This is a genomic window from Gilliamella sp. App2-1 (assembly GCF_001690255.1).
Classification (GTDB): Bacteria; Pseudomonadota; Gammaproteobacteria; order Enterobacterales; family Orbaceae; genus Gilliamella; species Gilliamella apicola_G.
Genome location: NZ_LZGR01000033.1, coordinates 80725 through 102411, shown reverse-complemented (window position 1 = coordinate 102411; position 21687 = coordinate 80725). Strand labels below are relative to the sequence as shown.

At 37.1% G+C, this 21687-nt stretch carries 18 protein-coding genes; all 18 read left to right on the top strand.

Going from position 1 to position 21687, the window contains the following annotated elements:
* Positions 1–2474: type VI secretion system Vgr family protein (locus A9G22_RS04820; protein ID WP_218058749.1), on the top strand; the 2474-nt coding region annotated here is incomplete at its 5' end.
* A 3-nt stretch (positions 2475–2477) separates the two neighbouring features.
* Positions 2478–3431: a hypothetical protein gene (locus A9G22_RS04815; protein ID WP_065586124.1), complete on the top strand. Its 954-nt coding sequence runs from the start codon at positions 2478–2480 to the stop codon at positions 3429–3431.
* Positions 3418–6774: a T6SS effector BTH_I2691 family protein gene (locus tag A9G22_RS04810; RefSeq protein WP_075508452.1), complete on the top strand. Its 3357-nt coding sequence runs from the start codon at positions 3418–3420 to the stop codon at positions 6772–6774. The genes A9G22_RS04815 and A9G22_RS04810 overlap by 14 nt, the downstream gene beginning before the upstream one ends.
* A 19-nt stretch (positions 6775–6793) precedes the next feature.
* Complete coding sequence (locus A9G22_RS04805) at positions 6794–7738, top strand: putative type VI secretion system effector (protein WP_075508451.1); 945 nt, start codon at positions 6794–6796, stop codon at positions 7736–7738.
* A 19-nt stretch (positions 7739–7757) separates the two neighbouring features.
* A complete protein-coding gene (locus A9G22_RS04800) occupies positions 7758–8705 on the top strand; it encodes a putative type VI secretion system effector (protein ID WP_075508450.1) in 948 nt (315 codons plus the stop codon).
* A 19-nt stretch (positions 8706–8724) separates the two neighbouring features.
* Positions 8725–9684, top strand: a complete 960-nt coding sequence (locus A9G22_RS04795; protein ID WP_075508449.1) for a putative type VI secretion system effector — start codon at positions 8725–8727, stop codon at positions 9682–9684.
* A 19-nt stretch (positions 9685–9703) separates the two neighbouring features.
* Entirely contained in the window at positions 9704–10048 is a 345-nt protein-coding gene (locus A9G22_RS04790; protein WP_075508448.1) for a hypothetical protein, read from the top strand.
* A 65-nt stretch (positions 10049–10113) separates the two neighbouring features.
* Complete coding sequence (locus A9G22_RS11365; protein ID WP_176700230.1) at positions 10114–10290, top strand: hypothetical protein; 177 nt, start codon at positions 10114–10116, stop codon at positions 10288–10290.
* A 160-nt stretch (positions 10291–10450) separates the two neighbouring features.
* Positions 10451–10633: a hypothetical protein gene (locus A9G22_RS11240; protein WP_141669976.1), complete on the top strand. Its 183-nt coding sequence runs from the start codon at positions 10451–10453 to the stop codon at positions 10631–10633.
* A 119-nt stretch (positions 10634–10752) separates the two neighbouring features.
* Positions 10753–11145 (top strand): hypothetical protein, encoded by a 393-nt coding sequence (locus A9G22_RS04785; protein WP_075508447.1) that lies wholly within the window; start codon positions 10753–10755, stop codon positions 11143–11145.
* Positions 11146–11441: 296 nt separating this feature from the next.
* Positions 11442–11708: a PAAR domain-containing protein gene (locus tag A9G22_RS04780; RefSeq protein ID WP_065586429.1), complete on the top strand. Its 267-nt coding sequence runs from the start codon at positions 11442–11444 to the stop codon at positions 11706–11708.
* Positions 11709–11712: 4 nt separating this feature from the next.
* Positions 11713–12831, top strand: a complete 1119-nt coding sequence (locus tag A9G22_RS04775; protein WP_065586428.1) for a hypothetical protein — start codon at positions 11713–11715, stop codon at positions 12829–12831.
* Positions 12832–12846: 15 nt separating this feature from the next.
* The gene (locus A9G22_RS04770; RefSeq protein WP_065586427.1) at positions 12847–16176 is read left to right on the top strand and encodes an ImcF-related family protein; all 3330 of its coding nucleotides are present in this window, start codon (positions 12847–12849) and stop codon (positions 16174–16176) included.
* 28 nt (positions 16177–16204) lie between these two features.
* Complete coding sequence (gene tssA / locus A9G22_RS04765) at positions 16205–17830, top strand: type VI secretion system protein TssA (RefSeq protein WP_065586426.1); 1626 nt, start codon at positions 16205–16207, stop codon at positions 17828–17830.
* 54 nt (positions 17831–17884) lie between these two features.
* Entirely contained in the window at positions 17885–19648 is a 1764-nt protein-coding gene (gene tssF / locus A9G22_RS04760) for a type VI secretion system baseplate subunit TssF (protein WP_065586425.1), read from the top strand.
* Positions 19612–20655, top strand: a complete 1044-nt coding sequence (gene tssG, locus A9G22_RS04755) for a type VI secretion system baseplate subunit TssG (protein WP_065586424.1) — start codon at positions 19612–19614, stop codon at positions 20653–20655. The genes tssF and tssG overlap by 37 nt, the downstream gene beginning before the upstream one ends.
* A 19-nt stretch (positions 20656–20674) precedes the next feature.
* Positions 20675–21193: a type VI secretion system lipoprotein TssJ gene (gene tssJ / locus A9G22_RS04750; protein ID WP_065586423.1), complete on the top strand. Its 519-nt coding sequence runs from the start codon at positions 20675–20677 to the stop codon at positions 21191–21193.
* On the top strand, positions 21190–21618 hold the full coding sequence (gene tssE, locus A9G22_RS04745) for a type VI secretion system baseplate subunit TssE (RefSeq protein ID WP_065586422.1): 429 nt from the start codon (positions 21190–21192) through the stop codon (positions 21616–21618). The genes tssJ and tssE overlap by 4 nt, the downstream gene beginning before the upstream one ends.
* The last annotated feature ends 69 nt before the right edge of the window (positions 21619–21687 follow it).

Genomic DNA, 21687 nt, shown 5'->3' with positions numbered 1-21687 from the left:
AATTTGGGGACGGATTAGTGACGGGCTTAGGGGGCGTTAGCCATAATCGCTATAGCTTAACTGTTGAGGGGCTGCGCTCGCCGATTTCGGTTTGGCATGTTGACGGTAATGAGTCGTTAAACCAGCCTTGGCGTTATGTGATTACTTTTACCAGCTCTGACAAAGCGTTATCCATTGATTCAGTGCTTAATCAAAAAGCCACATTCTCTTTTAATCCTGTTATCCATCAACCGTATCAAAGCGTAATGTCAACAATCTCATCATTAAGTGACTTACCGTCGGTGAATGATAAACGCACTTTGCATGGGGTGATTACTGAGTTTAGTCTGTTATCGGTCAATAAAGAGGAAGCCCACTACCAGGTGGTATTATCTTCGTGCTTAGCACGGCTGGCTATTGGGCAACATAATGCCATATTTCAACAGCAAAGCGTGGTGAGTGTAGTTGAAGAAGTGCTGCGCAGTCATGGTTTAACGGGCATTGATTACCGTTTAGAGTTAAAAGAGAGCTACCCTGAGCGGGAGTTTATCACGCAGTGGCAAGAAAGTGACCTTGAATTTATTCAACGCTTATTGGCCGATGTGGGTATCTGGTTTCGCTTTGAAACCCACGCCGAGCACCACTGTGATGTAATGGTGTTAAGTGATTATGAGCAAGGCTATGCGCAAGTGGCCGATATTGACGATAAACCGCCCAGTGGCACGCTCGATAGGGGTGTGGAAAGTGTTTGGGATATCAGCCTGCACAGTGAAGTGGTGGTCTCCTCAGTCAAGGTACAAGACTATCACTACCGTGATGCCCTAGCCGATTTACAGGGGGAAGTTAACACCCAACCCAAAGACCGCACCACCTATGGCAGCGACTATCGTTATGCTGAGCACTATAAAGGCTTAGATAGCCACGGACAAGACAACTCGCAAACTCGTGGCGATAATAACGGTGATGATGATAATAATGATAATCGTGATAATGACAATAACACTCACGACAATCAGATTGAAAGCGGTCAGTGGTATGCGCGTATTCGCCATGAACAGGCGATTAGCCAAAAAATTATCCTCAAAGGCAAGAGTAACCGCTATCACCTTGCTCCCGGTCAATGGATTAATATCAACGGCAGTCCGCTAGCAGATATTAATGACGGTATCATTATTTTAAGTGTACAGGGGCAAGGTAATCGCACTGATGCCTATGAACTCACCTTTACCGCCATTCCTTATCACCCCTTAAAACCTTATCGCCCTGCGCCCATACGCTGGCCACAAGTCAGTGGTACGTTACCGGCAAGGGTCACCAGCCCCGACAATGACACCTATGGCTATATTGATACCCAAGGACGCTATCGAGTTAAATTTAATGTTGACCTGAAACAATGGAAAAGTGGCACCGAAAGCTTATGGGTACGCTTAGCCAAACCGTATGCGGGTAACACCTATGGCTTTCACTTCCCGTTAATTGATGGCACCGAAGTGGCCATCGCCTTTATGCAGGGCAATCCCGATAGGCCGTATATTGCCCATGCGATGCATGACAGTGCTCACCCCGACCTTGTTACCACCATTAACAAACACCGCAATGTGATTCGCACGCCGGCTAATAACAAACTGCGCATGGATGATAAACGTGGGCAAGAGCATATTAAACTGGCTACCGAATACGGCAAAACTCAACTTAATTTGGGGCATTTGGTCGATAATAAAAAACAACCCCGCGGTGAAGGCTTTGAGCTACGCACCGACGAATGGGGGGCGATTGCCGCCAATAGAGGCTTATACTTAACCACGCAAACTGAGCCGAAAGCGCAAGGCAAACAGCTCGATATGCAAGCAGCGATTGCCCAACTTGAAAATGCCTTAACCATTGCCAAATCCCTACAAAATGCCGCCACCCAGTCCGAGGCACACAGCGCCGATACCGACAGCCAAGACCAACTTAAAGCCAACTTAAGTGAGCTGACCCAAAGTGGCATTTTAGCCTACGCTCAAGAAGGCCTGGCTCTAACCAGCCCTGAAAATATTCAACTGACAACAGCGAGCAGCCTCACCTTAACCAGCGAACATCAAACCGATATTAACGCTTTAAACAACGTCACTGTTTCATCGGGCGAGGCTATTGGCTTATTTGCCCAAAAATCAGGCATGAAACTGTTTGCCAACCAAGGTGATATTGACCTGCAAGCCCAAAACGCCAACCTTAATATGGCCGCCAAGCAAGATATTAAAGTGAATAGTGTGGATGGTGAGGTAACTATCACAGCGAGCGATGAACTAACACTTATTTGTGGTGGCTCTTATATCAAAATCAGCAGTGAAGGCATCGAACTGGGCACGCCAGATAATATCTATCTTAAATGTAATGTACAACAAAAGATGGGGCCGGCGAATATGGATATAGATGTTTTATTACCTGCTGGTTGTGAATCGGCAATACAAGAAGCGGATAAGCTACAAAAAGCAAATGTAAAACTTGGATAAGTTATGGATAAAATAAATAAATCAATGCAAATGCAAGATATTGAGACTGTTTTTCAACAGATTATTGCGCTGTCATTAAAAAATGATGCAAATTTTTACCTTATCTATCAATCACATGACCAAAAGACCCGTTTAACTGATTTGATTGCAGAAAAAAAATTAACGTTATTTCGATATATCAGCTATCAAATCAAACACACACCGGGACTGATTGAACTTGATTTAAAAAATGAAGAAGATCAAATCATTTTAAAACAAAGTATTCAAGAATTTTATTTAGCTCTCGATCCTAAAACAGTGTTACTTGCAAAACCACGTTCTGTATATGGCTGGATTTATTCCTCATTTAATGCGGATGTATTAGCACAAGAGTTAGGAATAGTTGCGATTCAACCCTCAAGTGACGGTAAACAATTATTGCGTTATTTTGACCCATCGGTGTTACCACCACTGTTAAATATTTTCATTTTGGCGCAAAAAAAAATATTACTTAATCCTGTCCATTCATGGTTATATCTTAACAGTGATGGCCATTTAATTATTGAAAAAAATCCTCGAAATGAGCGTAACAATCTTATTGGTAATTTGGGGATCATCAAGCAACAATGGCAACAAATAAACTGGATCGAAAGCCGTAATCAAACGCTTGCTCGTTATCATTTTTTTCACCCAGAATATAGCTTAACTGAAAGTGAAGCTGATTGCATTATTATGCAATCTTTTCAAAATGCCACCCTCAAAGGATACCATGATAAACGAGATCTAGCCGAATATGCTTATCGCAGTTTAGTTATACATCCCGAATTTATTGAACATCCGATTGTTATTGGAGCAATAAATCAACATCGTCACCAATCACTCATAAAACAATTACAAACTATAACCCCAGCACAATGGGATATGGTAGCGGATGAATGTATCATTAATACAAAGGAAATAAATAATGGGTTTATGTGAAAAATGCCAATCTAAAGGTCTACCAATTTATCCCGTTCGTTATGCTGTTGCACCTAAATATATCATGGCAGATTTACCCTCATGGGCAAAAAACGATATGCTGCCTATTTTAAAAGGAGATAGCAAATATGTGCTAAGAACCATGCGAGCAGGCTATCTTTATGTGTTATGTCAGTATGAAGACAACATGACAGATTTAGATATCTCCATTTATAGGGTCGATGAACAAGGTGGATTTTGGCAACAAGATATTAGCAAAGAGCAAGATATATTAAGATTTGACGATACCCTAATTGAAGAAAACCTTTCTATACCTTTCAATGATATACAAACAACTTGCGGCAATAGTGCCCATTTATCAAGCAATATCGCCTTTATTACACTGTCAAACCCCGAAAAATGTGAAAAAGCTTGGCTTGCCTTTAGTGAACATAAATGGAGTGCTAAGACTTTAAAAAAATACCTGATTGATGAAGATAAACGTAACTTGCGAATGCAACTTATCAAACCAAAGCAATGGTTAAATTCGCAAACCAACGGCATTGGTATAACTACCGCTAATCAGGAAGCTATCGCCTCAACCTTGGATATCCAAAACCTTGATGATTTTAAAGAAAGAATCACAACATCCTTACCAAAATTTAAAAGCATTAACTACTCATTTTGCTTTCCGTATTTGTATGATAATAAACCATTAGACAAAAGTACGCTTTCGCAAAGTGCTATACTTAGCCAACCATTTACATATGATAAACAGCTATTCAAAAAACGAAGTACATTAGCACCTTGGCAATCACTAACCAAGCCAGTTTATGACCCAATCACCCCAAAAGAGCTGTATTCAGTCTATCTACATAAAAAAATGATGTCAGCCGAACGTAACAGCACAGATTGTTCACCGATGATGGTAGTATTAAACGACAGTATTGGTATTGCTGCCGAATTAAGCCATTGGGGTAACAGTGCATTAAATTCGTTTAGAAAAATAATGACAGAAAGACAGCGTGAAAATGCCACTTGTAGTGGTATTGCAATGCTTGAAGCAGCAATCAAAAACAGAGATCTTGCGGACAGTGAAGAAGATTTTAAAAAACAGATAAAAAACACCAATAGAAAATACCTTTCTGATGCAAAATATTTTAATAAAAAAGTAAAACCTCATGATATTGGTGTTTTAGGAACCGATACAACCCGAATCATCCCATGGAGCGAAGAACAAAAAGCCCAAGGCCAACGTGTTATTAATATGGTGAGTGAATCTAAAAACTATAATTTTGTTTCCCAATATCCTAATCCCTATTTAACCGATATAGAACAAGCGGTAAAAAGTACAAAATATAGTGCCGCAATATTAGTCCAATTTGTACAAGAAAACTACCTGCTTGAAGAAATGGGTGAAGAAAGACACGCACAAGTTTTTGAACAGGTATTTAAATTAAATAAACAAGCAGAGATGGTAAACATTAAACGCTTAGATATTAAATTAGCAGCAATAAGAATCGAATTTGAAGCTAAAGCTCAGGCGTATAAAGCAGCATGGCATGAAAAAAATAAAACCGAACAATCGGCCGAAAAGCGTTGGCGCAAATATGAATATCATTTAAACAAAGATTATAAACTCTATAAAGAAAAATATGCCGCTTTTTTGCAAGAGGCTGAAAACTATATTGCAGGATTATTAAATGATTTAATTTTATGGGTAGATTGCAGTAAGCAAAAAGAAAGGCATCCAATTTCATTATCGGCCGATGATTTTGCACAAGATGATGATAATTATTTGGCGTTTGCCAACGATATTTTAATGACCTTAGGCATGCAAGCCCAAAGTAGTAAAGTTACCCAGTTATTCACCCAGTTAATTGAGGACGCAAACTTAGAGGGTCATAATATTGTGTGGTCAGCGGCGTTTGCTCATCGCAAATTAGATAAAGAAAAACAAAAAAAATGTGTCAAGTTCTTATTATCATTAAATAAAACAACCCAATTAAAACCGCAATCTTATGGCGAATTCTTAAATAAATTAGAAACAGTATTAGAATTTTATCAAGCCGAATCAGTAGAAAGCAATGCCATGATAGGTATCGCTAATAGCATTGCCAATATCAGGAACTCACTTTTTGACCCACAAAATGAACATAAAGAATTAGATTTAACTAAAGAGTTCTTTTCGTTATTTGAAAGCGAACGAAACTCGTTAGTTGATGGTGATTCGATAGATAACCAAGTCACAGCCGCCTATTTGCGCCCAATTAAAGAGGGAAGCTGTGCTGTACTTATTTCTTTATTAAACTATATACAAAAAATGGGCGGTGATTTATCGTCAGAATTTGCCGAAGCTTTTTTAGTAGCCATATCGCCAACAAGACTATCTAAAACTGCGCTAAAAATGAGAATGGTGTCATACCATAAATGGGCCGACAATTTAACAAGTGCCTTATATTCTGATATCAAAAATGTCGGCGAAAAGCTGGCAAACGCCTCACAAAAAGCCACCAACCTGATTAAGCAACATATCACCAATGAAAAGGTGGGAGCAAGCTTTACCGCGGCAATATTGGGGGTGCATATCATGAAGATCTATTATATAGTGACCGATAACTCATTAAAAACCCAAGCCCAACAAAACCAAGCTGATTACCAATTAACTATGGCGGTATCGGCATCCATGGCAGCAAGCTTTCGACTAGTTACCGTATATGCCAACAAAGGACAAATTAATGCCAAATTACTGTCCAATATGAATTTTTTAGGCAACTTTTTTGGGGTGATAGCGGGGTTAATTGATATTGGTTTAAATTGGAACGAGGACACTTCAGATAAAACTAAGCCTCAAAAAACATTATATTATGCATCTCTATTTACCTTGATTGTATCCACCACCGATTTATTTTTACAAATGGGTAAAACCAGTTTAATTACAATAATCGATCGCGGGATTCAATCATTGATTTCTTTGTTCATAAAAAAAATCTTGATTAGCGGGGCTATTATATATGGAGGAAGATCCCTTATATCAATCATTGCATTGGCATTAAATCCATGGGTTAGTCTGGGGATCTTTTTATTTCAACTATACTTCGAATTAACTAAAGATGATGATATCGAAGAGTGGTTAAAACGTTGCCGTTTTGGTAGCGCGCAAAATGGGGGCGATAGTAAATACTCTTCTCGCTATACATCGTCTAAGGAAGAAATTGCAGCACTGCAAGCGATCTTTAAAAAATATGAAGATGAGTTAGCCGAATATTACGCCGAACAAGAACAAAAACGTATCAAAGAAAATATGCCCGTATTCTCATCGAGTGATTGGCAAATTATTGATAATTGGCCTATCCCTCAATAATTATATAAGGAATTCGATTATGCCTTACGCAAAATATGATGGTAACGACCCCATCTATAATGACAAAGAGCAGCTATTAAAAAAAACCGGCATCAGTATTACCGATCCAATCCTACCGCCCAAAAACTTGGTTAAATTAACCGGTACCCTATCCGAATTTAAAGGTCTATTTTGCTATGCGCCACTTGCTGATGGCGCTTATTTAAGTGACGAGCAAAAACAAAAACAGCAAAATCAGCTTAGAAAGGGCGCACTACTTGCCACCTTAAACGGTAATAGCATTGCCGCATTAGCTGGTTTAGGGCATGCTAATGGTAATGACCGTAGTAATTATGCGCAAGCACAATATATTAGCGCCAAATTAAATGACACCATCACGTTAAAAGGTTGGCTCGGTTCTTATAAATTTAATGATGGCGATCAGGTCGAAGTGGTGGCCGAAAAGCACAATGACCATTACGAAGTGTATGCCATGCTCAAACCCAGTGAACAAATTATCTCGCTGATCCCTTTATGCTTTGCGGGGCGTAATCAAGCATTCAAAATTTATCGTTTGCCTATGTTTCTCTTTTATGTTACTTGTGTACTATTAATGAACTACTTTTTTTTCGATTTTTCGTTGGAAAATCTGACCATTGGTTTTAGTACATTAGGGGTAATATTCGGGGCAGCTTGCTTAATGGTAAATAAAAATTCAATTGCGACTCATATAAAACTTGCTGAGCGCATTTTTACCGTGTTGGGCTGGCAAGATGTCAAAAATATCAATTTAATCAAAATAAGTAAACAATATATAGTTAGATTAATTGAACAGGGTAAATATTCAATTAAATATGATATCACTGATCAGTATAGCAGACCGCTTAAATCAGGTGATAGTTGGTTCTTTTTTTATTACGATCCTGAGGTGTTATGCAAAAAAGGCAAGCCACCCTTACGGGTTAAAAATAAAAAAAGAAAATAAGTTCATAAGGAATTCGATTATGCCTTACGCAAAGCATGATGGTAACGACCCTATCTATAAAGATAAAGAGCAGCTATTAAAAAAAACCGGTATTAGTATTACCGATCCAATCCTACCGCCCAAAAATTTGGTTAAATTAACCGGCACCTTATCTGAATTTAAAGGTCTATTTTGCTATGCGCCCCTTGCTGATGGCGCTTATTTAAGTGACGAGCAAAAGCAAAAACACAACAACCAGCTTAGAAAGGGCGCACTACTTGCTACTTTAAATGGTAATAGCATTGCTGCGCTGGCCGGCTTAGGGCATGCCAATGGCAATGACCGCAGTAATGATTTTGATGCTCAATATATCACCGCCAAATTAAATGACACCATCACGTTAAAAGGTTGGCTCGGTTCTTATAAATTTAATGATGGCGATCAGGTCGAGGTGGTCGCCGAAAAGCACGCTGACCATTACGAAGTGTACGCCATGCTCAAACCCAGTGAACAAATTATCTCACTAGTCCCTTTATGTTTTGCCGGGCGTAACCAAGCCTTTAAACACTATCGTTTACCTATGTTTATCTTTTATGTTATTTGTGTACTATTAATGAACTACTTTTTTTTCGATTTTAGTTTAGAAAATCTGACCATTGGTTTTAGTTCATTAGGGGTAATGTTAGGGGCAGCTTTTTTTATGGTTTACAAAAATTCGCTTGCCACCCATGTAACGCTGGCGGAACGCATTTTTACCGTGTTGGGCTGGCAAGATGTCAAAAATATCAATTTAGTTAAAATAAGTAAGCAATATATTGCTAAATTAATTGCTCAAGGGAAATATGTAGAAAAGTATAATAATAAGACTGATCAATATATTAGACCATCTATGTCGGGAGTAGGATGGAGTTTTTTTTACTACGACCCAGAAGTATTATGCAAAAAAGGCAAGTCTCCCTTAGGAGTTAAAAATAAAAAAACAAAATAAGTTCATAAGGAATTCAATGATGCCTTACGCAAAATATTATGATGGCACAGATCCCATCTATAACGACAAAGAGCAGCTATTAAAAAAAAACGGCATTAGCATTACCGAACCGACCCTGCCCCCTAAAAAACTAGTTAAACTAACTGGCACCCTATCCGAATTTAAAGGTCTGTTTTGCTATGCACAGCTGGGGGATGGTGCTTATTTAAGTGACGAGCAAAAACAAAAACACAACAACCAGCTTAGAAAGGGCGCACTACTTGCCACCTTAAATGGTAATAGTATTGCTGCGCTAGCTGGTTTGGGGCATGCTAATGGTAATGACCGCAGTAATCTATTTGCAGCACAATATATCACTGCAAAATTAAATGACACCATCACATTAAAAGGTTGGCTCGGTTTTTATAAATTTAATGATGGCGATCAGGTCGAGGTGGTCGCCGAAAAGCACGCTGACCATTACGAAGTGTACGCCATGCTCAAACCCAATGAACAAATTATCTCGCTGATCCCTTTATGTTTTGCCGGGCGTAACCAAGCCTTCAAACAATATCGTTTGCCTATGTTTATCTTTTACGTTATTTGTGTGCTATTAATGAACTACTTTTTTCTTGATTTTTCGTTGGAAAATCTGACCATTGGTTTCGGTACATTAGGGGTAATCTTGGGGGCAGCTTTTTTTATAGTTTATAAAAATTCGCTTGCCACCCATGTTACGCTGGCTGAGCGTATTTTTACACTATTGGGCTGGCAAGATGTCAAAAATATTAATTTAGCCATAATAAGTAGGCAATATGTTGTTAAATTAATTAAGCAAGGAAAATACTCAACTAAATATAATAATAGTACAGATCTCTATACAAGACCACCTAAAACTGGGGAAGCATGGCACTTTTATTATTACGATCCAGAGGTATTATGCAAAAAAGGCAGGCCTACTTTACGCGTTAAAAATAAAAACAGAAAAAAAAGAAAATAATACGTTAGAGAATATTATTATGCCTTACGCAAAATATGATGGTAACGACCCTATCTATAACGACAAAGAGCAGCTATTAAAAAAAACCGGTATTAGTATTACCGATCCAATCGTACCGCCCAAAAATTTGGTTAAACTAACCGGCACTCTATCCGAATTTAAAGGTCTATTTTGCTATGCACCACTTGGTGATGGGGCTTATTTAAGTGACGAGCAAAAACAAAAACACAACAACCAACTTAGAAAGGGCGCACTACTTACTACCTTAAACGGTAATAGCATTGCTGCGCTGGCCGGCTTAAGCTATGCCAATGGTAATGACCGTAGTAATTATGTGCAAGCACAATATATCACCGCCAATTAAATGACACCATCACGTTAAAAGGTTGGATCAGTTTTTATAAATTTAACGATGGCGATCAAGTCGAGGTGGTCGCCGAAAAGCATGATGACCATGACGAAGTGTACGCCATGCTCAAACCCAGTGAACAAATTATTTCACTTGTCCCTTTATGTTTTGCGGGGCGTAACCAAGCTTTAAAAGACTACTTTTTCCCTATGTTTATCTTTTATATTATTTGTGTGCTATTAATGAACTACTTTTGAGGATTATTTTATATATAGCCAGAAGGATTTTGATATATTAGATTATACAGGTGGTTTGCGCGTACATATTAAACTTCCAATTTTGACGCGCAAAGCCATTATACCTGTGTGATCTACCTAACTGATTCTGAAGAGCATTCGGCTAAGGACAAAATAGAGCATGGGTCAGACAAGCAATATCTGCATGTTACGGTCGCACCCAATCAATGTAATTAGTTTGCATGTCAGGTTATTTATTGATGCTGAACTTTCAAACGATAAAATAAAGTTATTATGGATGGAAACATTGGGAAAAATAATTTATCATCCTGTTAGTTTTGCAATTGAAGAGCCAAGCTATTGATCTACATTTATAGATACATGGTTAGATGATAGTGATCATGATGATGAGTTGCTTTTGGTGAATACACATCTGTTTTCAGCCCCGATTAAAGATGAAGGTGAGTTTGCTTCAATGCTATTTTGGGTAGGAGAAAAGTAATTAGAGCGCCATTTTTTCCTACTTTTCATTCACCATTAATAAACATTTATCGTAGTGAACAAACGGCTTCTCTACAGACTATTGATAACGCTTTATTGTGGGGCAGTGCTAATGATAACCATTCTGGTGGGGTTGGGTATAGCGGTATTTCGTCAGATGTAAAAACTGAAATGATAAACTACTTTAATCAAATTCAGTTTGAAGCAAAAGATAATTTGAATATCGATACTTCAATTGGTTATGCTGGAAATTGTTCATATTGGTTGGCATTAGCGTTAGCTATTGATAGTGTATTTATCAAAAAAGATAAACAATTTATCATGGTAGGTAAGATACAATTTACCGCTTCGGTTGTATCATATTTGCAAAAATAAAGCTTGTTAAGCGTTTATACAATCCTGCGTTTTCCTACAAAATATCATGGATTGATTTAAGGCGATGTACTCATAAAAGGTCAAAAAATTAAGATATCAAGGCAAGATACGATAGTGGATAGGTAATGATGGACTTCAACCAACCCTCTGATTTTACCAAGTTTAGGTGATGTGTTTATCAGGATGAGTAGTAAAGGCATTTTTATACAAAATTAAATTTGATTAAAATATAAAGATTTTAGGCATGAGTCAATAATCATATTAATAATAAATATAAAAAATTAAGGAATAAAACAATGGGAAAAAGTGTGGTTCGATTAGGCGATCCAACAACACATGGAGGTTCTGTAATATCGGCATCCTCAACGACAATAATTGAAGGCAAAACTGTCGCTTTGATTGGTGATCTTGTTAGCTGTCCTAAAAAAGGTCATGGCATAAATAAAATTATTGAAGGGGCTAAAACGAGTTTTTCTGATGGTAAGGCTGTGGTCCTTGATCAGTGTTTATGTGAATGTGGCTGTAAAGTAGTTGCAACAATTAGCTCATCGATAATGGAATAATATTATGTCTTGGTCTAAACCTATCATTATTGATATATTAAAAGCGCCTAAGGCATTACATCGTGGAAGATGGCTATGCTTTTTTATCATATTGTTTTTAATTACAAGTATCGTGCTTGCTTTAATGTGGCCTGATAACAACTCTTTTTTACAATGGCAATTTTGGTTAAGCATTGTGTTTATTTCAACAGTGATAGAAAGTATTGCTATTAGTGTCCGTCTTTATTTTTACGGTCTTGCGCAAGAAGAGTATGAAATATGGCAACATGAACAAAAAAATATTGAGCAAAATTGGCAAGATTGGGCAATGCAATCATTAGTTGTTCTTGATAGTTTCTATGTTTTACCTAATAAACTCAACCTAGACGACCTTTTGACAAATAATCCAAATGTGAGTTCTAAAATTAATAAATCATTAGCATTTGATGAAAAATTTGATTTAAATGAACATATTGAGTGTCTATTTATATCAATGCGAGATATGTTATCTCAATTGCCGGTTAAAGAACCTATCAATATTATTGTTTACTCGTCACCTGAGTCATATGGTCTTATTGGAAACAATATTAATGATGCCTATAAAAATGCAAAAATTGCACAACCTTATACGGTGTCCTTCCATATCATGAATCATGTTGATATTGATAAATTAATGGAATTGATTGATAGTCCTCAATCAGCCTTACAGTTAATTATTATTGATAATACTAGCTCCTTAGGATCTGCTTTCTTATGTGGTTTTTTATTGACTGATAAAACATCTTATCAAGATTTAACTATTGACGTAGCAAAAAGTGAAATTTTACGACCTATGATCACCTCGGATATGTCTTTAGGCATTCAGCAGATGGTCGAAATCCAACATGCCATTCATCATGCAAAACAACTTTGGTTTTCAAATCTTGATAACAAACAACAAGTAGATGTTACTAAACAGTTGGCGCAATGGGATATCTCCCCCGAACAGATGCATCAATTAGAAAGTATAGTGGGTAATCAAACTGAATTATCTTTCTGGCTTTCACTAGCATTAACATGCGAAATGGTAACGCAAAAAAAACAAAATAATTTAATTGCTACAATGACTCAAAATCAATGGTTATTTTCAGTTGTGGCAAAATGAAGTAGGGAGTCGTAAATGAATAAATGGAAATGGACTGGATTAATTTTTATTATATTATTAGGTGCAATATTATTAGCATTAGGACTATTTTTTGGGGGTGATTCGCTTGGCTATACAGCAACAGGGCAAAAAGTACAAATATGGTTACAAGGAATGTTACTGTTATTTGGTTTATTATTGACCCCAATTCTTATTACCAACAGTTATAGGTTGTGGGCACAAGATAAAACTAAACGTGAGTTACTCAATCCCATTCAAAATGAAAAACCAAAAGAATCTCTGCTATTTACAGAATTTCTGGATATTAAAAAACAGTGTAGATATCGTCTAGGACTTTTTTGGCGTTATAAAGTTTGTAAATGTTTAGTTTTGGGGAATCTCTCTGACGTTGAGCTTTTGTTACCTAATTTGCCAAAAGATCAATGGCAATTATCTGATAATATGCTAATGGTATACGGTGGTGATATTCAAGATGACCCAAATACGTTGTGGTTACAAGCATTAAAAAGACATTTCTCACGTATTTTCCCATTTTTTAGTAAACCGCTTGATGCTGTTATTTGGGTTTCATCTAAGCATTATCTTGATGATAACCGGCAACAGCAATCAAGGATCGAAAATGCAGTATTAAAGTTACAAACACGTAATAAAGTTTTAAAATGGTCAGCACCACTTTATTTAGTTGCAGGGCAGCAGTGTGAGCGGTTACAAACAGAACGCATAGAACAAAGTGTTGGAGTCTTATTTACTGAATTAAAAAAAGAGGATATGGAGTCTGTTGTTGTATCTCTTAATCAATTAGCAAAAACATGTTGTCAGCGTGGTGTAAGACAAATTAAAGATAATTTGCATTATTCGTTTTTACTTAAACTAAGTCAGGATTTAGCTAAGCGTAATATCACAAATATTAAACGTTATTTAACATCACTCGTTGCTTTCCCTTATTCTCCTTATGTCAGAGGGCTATTTTTTACACCTCATCAATCAAAGCCAAATAATGAAAATATGACCATTTTTGATCATTCTCTGGCAATGACTCCTACATGGCAATCAATTCGTGATGATGCCCATTCACAATTGGGACGTCGCATGGGAATTCAATGGGGAACTTGGTCTTGTTATGCGTTACTTTCACTTATGGGAACAATGTGTTTGGCTTTGGGGACTTCGTATTTTCGAAATGTATCACTCATTGATGATAGTATTGAATTGGTGAAACAGGCTGATAATTCCGTTAAACAAGATTATACTTCACGGTTACACATACAACATCAGTTACAACAGCATTTAGAACAGTTACTTTATCGTCAGCAACAAGGCGCACCTTTACTTTATCGGTTTGGCTTAAATCATAATGATGAGGTCCTCAAAAGAATGTGGCTTACTTACCGAGCAACAAATTCGCGTAATATTGCTACGCCATTTTATAATATTATGACTGACTATTTGACCTTGTTAACTGAATTGCCACCCGATGATCCAAAACGAATAAAAATGGTTGATTCAGCATATGATGTGCTAAAAGTCTATCTAATGATGGGGCATCCAGAGAGAAGTGATGGGGTTTATTTGAGTCAATTTGCTTCAAAACAATGGCGAACACCCGAAGGCGTGAGCGATGGTGAGTGGCAAATGTTAATGCCAGATTTAGTGCGTTTTTGGGGACAATTGCTCAAACTACACCCTAATTGGGCACAAAATAATGATGTACATTTAATAAAAAATATTAGGCAAATATTAATTAATAAAATTGGTGTACAAAATGCCGTTAATACTCTTTATCAAGAAATGATTCAACGAGCGAGCCAACATTATGCAAATCAAAACTTGAATCAGTTGCTCGAAGGTTTAGATAGCAAAATGTTATTTTTTTCTAATGCTGAAATACCAGGCGTTTATACGCGTAAAGCTTGGGAAGATTCTATCGAGGATGAAATTGCTGAAGCAGCAAAATATCGGAAAGAACAAATTGACTGGGTTTTAAGTGATGGAGAAAGTGATCTGACTGCTTCAATTTCTCCTGACGCATTAAAAAAACAACTTACCGACCGTTATTTTAGTGAGTATAGTGCTGCATGGCTATACTTTTTAAATACGATTCAGTGGCAATCATATAATAATGTTTCAGATATTATTGAGCAGCTTACACTATTGGCTGATACTCGTCAGTCTCCTTTGATCGCTTTAATTAATGTGGTTAAATATCAATCCGAAGTTGCTCACAAAGGTGATGGTTTTTCAGATAATTTAATTCGCTCTGCAAAAAAAATTGTTGATAATAAATCAAAAATTGCTTTGCCAGAAAGCAATGAAGTAACGGGACCTTTAACTACAACTTTTTTACCTGTCACTAGTTTGCTTAATAATGACAATAAGAATGGGCTTTCTTTACAAACCTATCTATCGCGTATTACACAAGTTCGCTTAAAATTACAAAATATAGCCAATAGTGCTGATCCCCAAGCGATGATGCAAGGGCTTGCAAAAAGTGTTTTTAAAGGTACATCTGTTGATTTAACCGAAACACGAGATTATGGTAACTTAATTGCTGCTAATTTAGGTGAAGAGTGGTCAGGGTTCGGTTATAGCTTATTTAAACAACCGCTAGAACAATCATGGCAAGTAGTATTAGCGCCAGCTGCCAATAGTTTTAATGATGTTTGGCAAAATTATATTGTCAATCAATGGGAAAAATCTTTTGCAGGTCGTTACCCTTTTAAAAATAGTGATAATGAGGCATCGTTAGCTGAGCTTGCACGCTTTTTACGTGCTGACACAGGAATTATTGATAGTTTTATCACCAGTGAGCTAAGTGGTGTATTGGAAAAGAAAGGGGGAATTTGGGTTATTAACTCTGTCAATGCTCAAGGTCTTAATTTTTCATCTAAATTTCTTAATGCATTAAATTTATTTAATGAATTATCGACAGAGTTACTTGCAACCGGTGATGTCTCTGTGGCGTTTGATCTTATGCCTCGTAGTGGTAGTAAAATTGTGCGAATGGAATTGTTGATTAATAAACAAAAGATGGAATATTTTAACCAATCTCCTACCTGGCAACGTTTCAATTGGCCGGGGGATGGATACTCGCCTTATTCTCAATTAAGTTGGAGTAGTGATACGTCAGGATTACGACTCTATCAATATTATAGTGGCGATTGGGCGTGGATCCGTTTGCTTGAATCTGCATCTGTCAAGCCGTTAGATTCAAGCCGTTATGAACTAATTTGGCAAGCACCAGATGAACGTAAGTTAAGATTTATTTTACGTACTCAGCTAGGGAAAGGACCATTAACATTATTGAAATTACGTAACTTTACTTTACCTAAAAAGGTATTTGAATAACAATTAATTAAAATAATGGATTATTATCATGTTTAGCCAATTATTAAGCCGTTTTTTGGGGCAACAACGCCCTAATGAATTAGTAACTGCTGAGTTAAATCAACGTTGGCTTGATTGGTTACAACCAGTTACAGCTGATAAACCCGCGGGTGATGATTTAACCTATCACGATACCTTTCAGGAAATTAAGGAAGAGATCACAAAATTATCGGGAATTGATTATTCGCTGATTGTTACTGAAAGTGAAACCATATTAAAACAACATAGTAAAGATATTCGAGTCGCAACCTATTATTGTTTGGCACGATTACATATCGATGGTGCAGAGGGATTTGCTGATGGTGTTGAACTCTTAGCTGGATTATTGGACAAATTTGGATCATCAATTTTCCCTTCACGGCATAATATTCGTAAAAACGCTGTAGAGTGGCTTGCTAATACAAGATTTGTTGAACCTCTCACTCAATTGCAACCTCTACCTGAACCTTGCTTGACACGCATTATTATTGCATTGAACCAGATTGATAGTTGTTGCCAAAAGTTGTTTGTAAGCAATGATCCTAATCAACCTATTTCTGCTCCTGATTTGTCAGCGCTAGTTCACTTCTTTAATAATAGTATAAAGAATAATGATAAAAATCTTTCTGTTAAAACAACTAATGTTGATGAGACTACGTCGATAGCATCGCCAGCTTCTTCGCAATTACAATCCCATACAAATATAACAGAAATGAAGTTTCGCTCTCAACGTGATTTGTTTGATCAAGCGCGTAAAATGGCAGCATTTTTACGTGAAAAACCAGAGGGATATCTTGCCGCAGGGCGATTTTTGCGAGTACTTAGGTGGGACATGATTATTGATTTGCCCCCAGCAGATCATCGAGGGAGAACACGGCTACCAGCACCAAGAAATGAACTTAAACAGCATATTAGCCGTTTAATTCTTCAACAACAATGGTCAGAACTTTTTGAACGTGTTGAAACTGCTTTTATGGAAAGTGCTAATCATTTTTGGTTAGATTTACAAAGAGCCACAGTGATGTCGCTCCAAAAAATGGGAGAGCCTTATCAATCTTGGGCTGATATTTATTTAACAGATATCGGTTTAATGCTTGAACGACTAAATGGTGTTGAACGCCTCTGTTTTGAAAATGGTATGCCATTTGCAGATGATGAAACATTAAGTTGGATTGCCAATAATGCACGTATTCATCATCTAGATGAGGGCGATAGTATGGGACCTATTACCGTACACGGTGAGAATGATTGGAATGAAATTGAGAAGCAAGCATTAGAGCTTGTTCATAATGAAAATTTAGAAACGGCGTTTCAATGGTTACAAAATTTACCCTTGCTGCGCTCGCCTAAGCAACGATATTTGTTGCAATATACCCAAGCAAGAGTTGCTGAACAATCTGGCAAGCAAGATATCGCATTAAACCTATTAATTGGACTAAATAAACAACAGCAATCTTTAACTTTAATTCAGTGGGAACAAGAATTATTATTTGATGTTAAGCGATGCTTATTGCGATTAATCAAACAAAAAAACAAATCTAAAGAGATGATAAAACCACATATGTTGGAGTTAGCTGAGTTATTACAGCAAGAGCTAATCCAGCTAGATCCTGCTAGGGCATTAAGTGTGATGTAATTTTATCAACGATAAAAAATAATCAAACTAATATAAACAATAAAGAGATAAACAATGGATGATTTAATTTTACGTTATTACGAATCCGAAATGCGTTATTTGCGGGAAGCTGGAAAAGAATTTGCCAAAATTCATCCTGATAGAGCAAGTCAACTTAACTTAGATCGCGTTGGTGATCGTGATCCTTATGTAGAGCGTTTATTTGAAGGTTTTGCCTTTTTAACTGGACGATTACGCCAAAAAATTGATGATGACTTACCTGAACTTACCGAAAGCTTAGTGAGTTTACTTTGGCCGCACTATTTGCGATTAATTCCGTCATTGTCTATTATCGAGTTAACACCAAATTATGGAATGTTATCTCGCCCAGAAGTAATTCCTCATGGATTACAAGTGCAGACAGAACCACTAGGTCAGATAGGCACTCGATGTCCATATCGCACAACACAGACGGTAACATTACAACCGATTAGAATCAGTCAAGCAAAACTAAGTTTACATCATGATGGGCGAAGCATGATTACGCTTCGTCTCAGTTTTGGGGAGTTAGCTGATTTTGAACAACTTGACTTGTCTAAACTACGATTATATTTGAATGCCGACGGACCGATTGCCTCGACGTTACATTATATGTTAACGCAACAGGTTGAATCAATGCACTTACGTTATGCAACTCAACCCGAAGAACGTATAAATTTACAAGGTAAAATAACCCCAGTTGGTTTTGCTGAAGATGAACGGTTATGGTTAAAACCCGATAATGCTTTTGCAGGATATCAACTTTTATTAGAATATTTTGCCTTTCGCGAAAAATTTATGTTTGTTGATTTACATGGATTAAATATCCGTGATGTTCCAGAACAATGTGATTACATTGATATTGAACTATTGCTTAACCAAAGCTGGCCAAGTGATATGCCATTTGATCATAATAATATTCGTTTACATTGTGTACCTGCCATTAATTTATTCGATATGGAAGCTGATCCAATAGTTGTAAATCAGTTAGAGAGTGAATATTTACTTCGCCCATTACTCCGTCAAGATGGGCATGTTGAGGTTTATTCAGTTGAGCATGTGGAAGCAATCACCCGTCATGGGCGTTATCACTATGTACCTTTTACAAGTTTTAAACATCGCGGTGGCATGTTACGACATGATGCCCCAGAAAGGTACTATCATACCCGAGTTCGTAAAGGTGCTTCAGGGCTACATGATACCTGGTTAATTTTGGGAGGTAAGATTTGGGATAGACACGAGGTGTTTGAGCCCGAGACTTTATCATTACGCATAACGGGTACTAATGGTATGTTACCACGTAAAACATTACGTAATGCTCGAATTAATGAGCTATGTAGCGCCCAAAATAGTATTGCTAAAGTGCAAAATTTATGTTCTCCAACATTACCTTGCTATCCACCAACAGAAGATCGCTTTTATTGGCGAGTATTATCTCATTTAGCACCTAACTATTTGTCATTAATGAATGCGGAAGTCTTACGGGGAACTCTTGCTTTATATGATTGGACAGATAACGAATTAAATCGTCGCCGATTAGAAGGTATAGTCGATGTATCTCATCGAATGATTAAACGTACCGAAAAAGGGATGTTACAACGTGGTATAGAGATTGAGGTGACAATTAACAGTTATCAATTTACAGGTGAAGGCGATGTGATGCTTTTTGGTGAGTTGTTACATCAATTTTTTGCATTATATGCCGATGTTAACTTATTTACTCAATTAGTGATTGTTATTTTACCAACAGGAAATAAAATTGTATGGAATCACAGCAAAGCATCGAAAACAGCCCTTTAATGCAGGCACTTGAAAAAAAGCTGCCAAAAATAAATTTTTATCGTTTTTGTCAGTTAATTGAACAAATGTATGCAGATGAACCCGTATTAGGTAAGCACGAAACACCTCTCGCTGACCCTCTGCGTTTTGCTCCATCAATTGATATGTCATTTCCTGCAAGTGAGCTAAAATGCATTGAGCGGGCGCCTTATATTAATCGCCCAACCACAGTTAGAACTCGATTTTTAGGATTATATGGTGTTGATTCTGTATTACCATTGGGTTTGCTTGATAATATTATTCGTCGTGAAGAAAACTATCAAGTTATGACAGATTTTTTAGATATCTTTAATCATCGAGTAATAACCCAATTTTATCGGATTTGGCTCAAATATCATTATCCATCAAGCTTTTTAAACGGTGGTAAAGATCCGATATCACTATGTTTACTTGGATTAACGGGATTTGGCATAGAAGGAACGAGTAAACAAATTGGTTCACCATTATCACGATTTTTAGCATTATTAGGTTTAATCACACAAAAAACACGTACATCCGAAGGGATAGTCGGATTAATTCGAGTATTAGTAGATGATGCAAAAGTCGTCGTAAGTGAATTTTATCCAGTTTGGCAAACAATGGATAATCCTGTGCAGTTGGGAGGTAAAGGGCAACAACGCGCCACTTTAGATGGCGGTACTATATTAGGATCTCGCTTCAGAGAGTGCAACCAAACCGTCCATATTGCAATTACACCACAACACGAAAGCCAGATTAAAGATTTGCTACCAGGTGGGCAATTATATGATGATTTGTTAGCTTTATTGCGGGCTTACTTAGGTTATCAAGTGGATGCCAAAATGACACTGTATATCCAACGTCAATTTTTACCTCGTAGTCAACTTAAATCGAGAAATAGTCGACTAGGACAAACAGCTGCATTGACTAAAACAGTAAATGGTGAATCTATACAAGATGAAATTGCTGTAAATTTAGGATGCTATTGTGGAATGAATTATGCCGCATAACACTTAAAAGGAAATAAATATGAGAATAATTACTGTATTTACTGCTATCTTATTATCTCTGTGGCTAACGGGATGTGGTATTGCACAAAGCGCCTCGGAAAGGGCGGTCGATTTAAGCAACTCTATTTTTACATGGGATGTAAGAGCATTGCATTTAGATATTATGGCAAGATCTGAATTAAATATGGATGATGATGGACACTCCTCGCCTGTTGTTATCCGTATTTATCAATTAAAAAAAGCTGACGCATTTAACTCTGTTTCTTATCAAGAGTTAGTTGATCAAGATAGTGATATATTAAAAGAATCATTGCTTGAAAGTAAAGAAATAGTACTAAAACCCAATACGGCTATTTCTATTGATGCTCCATTTCATAAGCAGGCTAAAGCGGTAGGGATCGCTGCACTTTATAAAGAGCCGAACATAAAAGAGAATAACTGGCGGATAGTGTTAAAACGAGGCGATTTAAATATCACTAAACCTCGCGAAATAATCGCAAGTCAATATACAATTAGATTGGTGGAAGAAAATAAATGAGCGCTTCACTTTACGAGCAGCTTTACGGTTATTTTGAGTCAGGCATAGCGGTTGATGATGTGCCTGAGAATGAACAGACCATTATCAGCGTGATGGATAATATTGAGCGTATTTTAAATAGCCGAGCTGGCGCTATAAAACACCTGCCAGACTATGGTTTACCTGATATGTCAACAATCTTTCAGGCTTTGCCCTCATCTGCCTATATTTTGATGAGGGCAATTGAACAAACGTTATTAAAATATGAACCAAGATTGGCATCGATTAAAATTAATATTGATGAACAAAATACTGACACCATGGTATTAGCTTATGAACTAGTTTGTCATTTCAAAGAGGGGGCGCTGGTCAAATATGGGACCTATTTTATGTCTGACGGCAAAGCGCGCCTTAAATATATACGTAAAGCTCCACGTTACACATAGTGAGTGTGTTTTTTCTGGATAGAAAATGGCCATATCTCACCGTAGTAGCTCCGACTTAATCTGACAGGA